This window comes from Streptomyces sp. C, assembly GCF_000158895.1.
GTDB classification, from domain to species: domain Bacteria; phylum Actinomycetota; class Actinomycetes; order Streptomycetales; family Streptomycetaceae; genus Streptomyces; species Streptomyces racemochromogenes.
The window spans coordinates 5,189,661-5,194,403 of record NZ_GG657750.1; the positions used below are offsets into that span (position 1 = coordinate 5,189,661).

The window sequence follows — 4,743 nt, forward strand, 5'->3', positions numbered from 1 at the left end:
ATATATATATATATATACATATATATATATATATATATATATATATATATATATATATATATATATATACACACATAGATATATATATATATATATATATATATATATATATATATATATATATATATATATATATATATATATATATATATATATATATATATATATATATATATATATACATCCCCCGGTGCGTTGCGGTGCCCCGCGCGGGCCGACGGGGATATCGTCTGGTGGTGGACCAGCCGACCCCCCACCCCACCCCGCCGGGGCCCGAGGCCCAGCCCGTCGTCTGCGCGCGCTGCGGAGCCCGCGCCCCGGAAGGCGGCCCGCCGCCCACCTGGACGTGTTCGGTGGAGAACGGGACCAGACAGTACTTCTGCGTCGACTGCGCGCGCGCCAACCTCCGGGCGATCGAGGGCCGGCTCGACTCCTCCTGGTGGTGACGCCCGCCCCGGTCAGTCCTCGGGCAGGAACCCCGGCAGCCAGGACTCCAGTTCGTCCCGCAGCCGCACCGTCGCGCCCAGCTGGCACAGCACGCCGATGGTGCTCAACGTCACCCGGTGGATCAGCAGGTAGGACGGCGGCAGGTTGATCTGCCGCCCCAACTGGTGCGCGGGGGAGCGGGGATCGGCGATCCGCGCCGCCTGCCCGCGCAGCCACGGCCGGGTGAAGGTGAACTCGTCGGCCTCGGCGGGCTCGATGATGGGCTTGAGGTAGTCCAGCACCGCGTCCGGGTCGAGTTCGACGCTCTCCCTGACGAACCCCTCGGCGCACAGGTGCCCGTAGACCCCCTCGGCGTCCCCCTCCAGGGTCATCCGCAGCGACCTGCCGATGGGCTTGGGCCAGCCGCCCGGCAGCCGGTCGACCGTGCCGAAGTCCAGTACGCCCAGCCGCATCCGTCCGTCCGCCCCCGACACCAGCCGGAAGTTCCCCGGGTGCGGATCGGCGTGCAGCAGCCCCGTGCGCGCGGGCCCCGAGAAGAGGAACCGGGCCAGCAGCTGTCCGGCGCGGTCGCGTTCCTCCCGCGTCCCGTCGGCGATCACCTCGGAGAGCGGGGTGCCCTCCAGCCACTCGGTCACCAGCACCTGGTCACCCTGGTACACGACGTCCGGGACGACCACGTCCTCGTCGGCGTCGAAGGCGTCGGCGTGGGTGCGCTGCGCCTCGGCCTCCAACTCGTAGTCCAGCTCCTCCGCGACCCGGTCGCGCAGCTCGGTGATCAGCGGCTTGAGGTCCATGCCCGGGACCAGCGGCCCCAGCAGGCCCGCGAACCGGCCCAGCTGCTTGAGGTCCGACAGCAGCGCCTCCCCGGCCCCCGGGTACTGGACCTTCACCGCCACCTGCCGCCCGTCGTGCCACACCGCCCGGTGCACCTGTCCGATCGAGGCGGCCGCGGCCGGCTTGTCCTCGAACTCCTCGAACAGCTCCCGCCAGTCCTCGCCGAGCCGCTGCGCCAGCACCTCGTGCACCCGCGCCGCCGGCAGTGGCGGAGCCGCCTCCTGAAGCTTCGTCAGCGCTGCCCTGTAGGGCCCCGCGACCTCCTCGGGAAGCGCCGACTCGAACACCGAGAGGGCCTGCCCGAACTTCATCGCGCCGCCCTTCAGCTCCCCGAGCGTGCGGAACAGCTGCTCGGCGGTGCGCTGCTGGAGCTCGCGGGCCACGATCTCGGCCGACTTCCCGCCGATCCGCTTGCCCAGCCCCCAGGTGGCCCGGCCCGCGATGCCGAGCGGGAGCGCGGCCAGCTTGACGGTGCGCGTGACCGCCTTCCGGGGAAGATCGGACATGAGCCCCTCCAGTTTCCGGACTGCTGCGCCGCGAGCGGCGGTTCGGGGCGCGGCTCGGCCCCCGTCGCATCCTGCCATGGCCCCCCGACCCCCCGGACCGGGGCACCCGCCCCGGCTCCGGCGGGAGTCCGGCGGCTCACGACCGCACCGCCGGATCCGCGACCGGCCCGGCCGCCGCAACCGGCCCGGCCGCCGCTCTCGGGCCGGCGGCCGCTCTCGGGTCGGCGGCCGCGCAGGGGCAGTCCGGGTGCGGGCGCAGCGCGGTGGGCTGCCAGTGCAGCCCGGGCAGGGCGGCCTCCCACCGGGCGGCCGTCGAAGCGGGCAGCTGCCCGTCGAGGAAGGCCAGGGCGTGCGCCGCGGCCAGGCCGGCCACCGCCGTGGACAGCCCCAGGTCGCAGGCCCCCGCCCCGCGCCGGCGGTGCGCCGAGCGCCACTGGACCAGCATCCGGGGCCAGGCCGGGTCCCGGTCGACGCGGTCGCGCTCCATGCACCCCGCGCAGGCAGTCGACCCGGGCAGCACCAGGGCCCGACCAGCCCCGTCCCCTCCAGCACCCCCGCGTACAGATGCGGGGTGCCCGTCGCCACCCAGTCGGCGGCCACCGCCGGATCGGGGGCCCACGCCTGGAGGCCGTCCCGGGGCGCGAGGACCACCAGCGCCGGCTCCGGCCCCGGGCCGCCGGGATCGCCCGCACCCGGCGCCCGCCCCGGCGCCGCCGTCCGCACCAGCGCCCCCGCCGCCTCGGCCCGCGGCCGGCCCACGCTCCCCGGATCCAGCCCGCCCGGCGCCACGTCGGCGGCCTCCACCCGGCCCCCGTCGAGCACGTCGACCCGGCCCACCCCGGCACCCGCCAGCACGGCGGCGATCACCGCCCCCACCCGGCCGCTCCCGCGCACCTGGACCCGTAACGCCCTGCGCGCCGCGGCCCCCCGCAGGTCACCGCCCGGCTCCCGGTGCACCAGCGAGAGCGAGCCCAGGTCGGGCCCCAGCCGCTCCAGTACCTCCGGCCTCCTCCGCAGGGCCTGCGCCCGCGGCCCCCCGGCGGTGAGGTCGTCGAGCAGCCCGGCCCCGGCGAGGTGCCGGACCAGCCCGTCCACCTGCCCCTCCGGCAGCCCCATCCCGGCGCCCTCGGCCCGCAGCAGCTCCATGCCCCGCGTGCCGTCGATCCGGTCGATCAGCGACCCCGTCGCCGTGTCCAGCGGTCCGAGCACCACCGCGTGGGCGGGCGTCACCCCGAACTGGACCGTCTGCAGGTCCCGCCACGCCCGCGCCAACGCCGGCTTCACCTTCGGATACATCACGGCCTCCCCGTCCCAACCCGTCCCCAAGCACTTTCCGTGTCTCCGCCACCATGCCCGGCCGCCGGACCGCGTGCGCAGATTCATCCACAGGCAAGGGGTATTGGTCGTATGAGATGAGGAATGGCCGTGTTTGCGGCCTCCCGGTGAACCGATCACGTTCCGAACCCCGGACGCGCGGGATTTCCGCCACGGCTACCGGGTACCGTCGATGCGTGTCAGCCGCCGACCCGCCACAGCGCGCCGTCGAAGTACGCCGGAGCGCGCGCCGCCGCAGGACCGTGTCCGCCTACCGCGAGGGCGAGCGGACGGTCGTCCTGATCCCCGCCCGGATGTCCGAGGCCGAGGAGCGGCGCTGGGTGGGCGTGATGCTCGACAAGCTCGCCGCCCAGGAGAACAAGCGCACCCTCGGCGACGCGGAACTGATCGCCCGCGCCGAGCGTCTGTCCGAGCAGTACTTCGGCGGCCGCGCGCGCCCGCTCTCGGTCCGCTGGGTCACCAACCAGAACACCCGGTGGGGCTCCTGCACCCCCGCGGAGGGCAGCATCCGGCTGTCCCACCGCATCCAGGGGATGCCGGAGTACGTCGTCGACTACGTGCTGCTCCACGAGCTGGCGCACCTCCTGGTGCCCGGCCACGGCCCCCGTTTCTGGGAGCTGCTGGAGGCCTACCCGAAGACCGAGCGGGCCCGCGGGTTCCTCGAGGGAGTGGCCGCGGCGGAGCGCATGCCCCGGGTCCCGGCCGCCCGCGGGGAGTGACCCTCCGTCACGGACGGCGGGCGCGCGCAGGGTCGGCGCCGGGTCGGAGCCGAGCCGGAACCGGGTCCGTACGGGCTTGGCCGGATGTCGGCAGGAGCCGTTAGCCTGAGCGGCACATATCGAGCAGACGAAGTCGGGATGGGGGACGGTCGGACACATGGCCAGGGAATTCCAACGCGGCCACAAGGCCAGGATCAGTGACCTGACGGCGGGCACCGATCTGTACGTGGGCGTCCAGATCGCCGGGCCCGGGCTCGCCTTCGACATCAGCTGCTTCGGCCTCGACGCCGACGAGCGCCTGTCGGACGACCGCTACTTCGTCTTCTACAACCAGCCGAAGTCGCCCGAGGAGTCCATCCAGCAGCTCGGCCCGCAGGCCGGGGACACCGAGTCCTTCCGGGTGACCCTCGACCACGTGCCCGCCTCCATCCACAAGCTGTCCTTCAGCGCCACCCTCGACGGCGCCGGCCAGATGTCGCAGATCGGCCCCGGCTACATCCGGATCGTGGCGGGCGGCGAGGAAGTCGTCCGGTACTCCTTCACCGGCTCCGAGTTCAGCACCGAACGCGCGCTGATGATCGGCGACTTCTACCGCAAGGACGTGTGGCGCTTCGCCGCCGTCGGCCAGGGCTTCGACGGCGGCCTCGCCGCGCTGCTGGAGCACTTCGGCGGCGAGGTCGCCGAGGACGAGCCGCAGCCCGAGCCGCAGGCCCCGGCCCAGCCGCAGGCCGCCGCCCCCGCGTTCGCCCAGCCCCCGCAGGCCGCCGCACCGGCCCCGTCCTTCGGCGCCCCGGTCCAGCAGCAGCCGCCCGCCCCGGCGCCCGCCCCCGCGCCGTACGCCCCGCCGCCGCAGCAGCCCCAGCAGCAGCCCCCGGCCCCGCAGCCCCCGGCGCCCGCCCCCG

4 protein-coding genes and 1 pseudogene are annotated in these 4,743 nt (G+C 72.7%); 3 read left to right on the plus strand and 2 right to left on the minus strand.

Annotated elements, in window-relative coordinates; genetic code table 11:
- The first annotated feature begins 236 nt into the window (after positions 1–236).
- Positions 237–446, plus strand: coding sequence for a hypothetical protein (locus SSNG_RS23560; protein WP_007266409.1), 210 nt, complete (start codon positions 237–239; stop codon positions 444–446).
- A 12-nt stretch (positions 447–458) separates the two neighbouring features.
- Here the strand turns inward: SSNG_RS23560 and SSNG_RS23565 are convergent, their stop codons facing one another.
- Positions 459–1,787 (minus strand): AarF/ABC1/UbiB kinase family protein, encoded by a 1,329-nt coding sequence (locus SSNG_RS23565; RefSeq protein ID WP_042801726.1) that lies wholly within the window; start codon positions 1,785–1,787, stop codon positions 459–461.
- A 136-nt stretch (positions 1,788–1,923) separates the two neighbouring features.
- A pseudogene (locus tag SSNG_RS23570) lies at positions 1,924–3,083 on the minus strand (ThiF family adenylyltransferase).
- A 215-nt stretch (positions 3,084–3,298) separates the two neighbouring features.
- Between SSNG_RS23570 and SSNG_RS23575 the strand changes: the two are divergent.
- Positions 3,299–3,841: a M48 family metallopeptidase gene (locus SSNG_RS23575; RefSeq protein WP_007266412.1), complete on the plus strand. Its 543-nt coding sequence runs from the start codon at positions 3,299–3,301 to the stop codon at positions 3,839–3,841.
- A 157-nt stretch (positions 3,842–3,998) separates the two neighbouring features.
- Positions 3,999–4,743, plus strand: a 745-nt coding sequence (locus SSNG_RS44040) for a TerD family protein (protein WP_007266413.1), incomplete at its 3' end; no start/stop codon positions are given.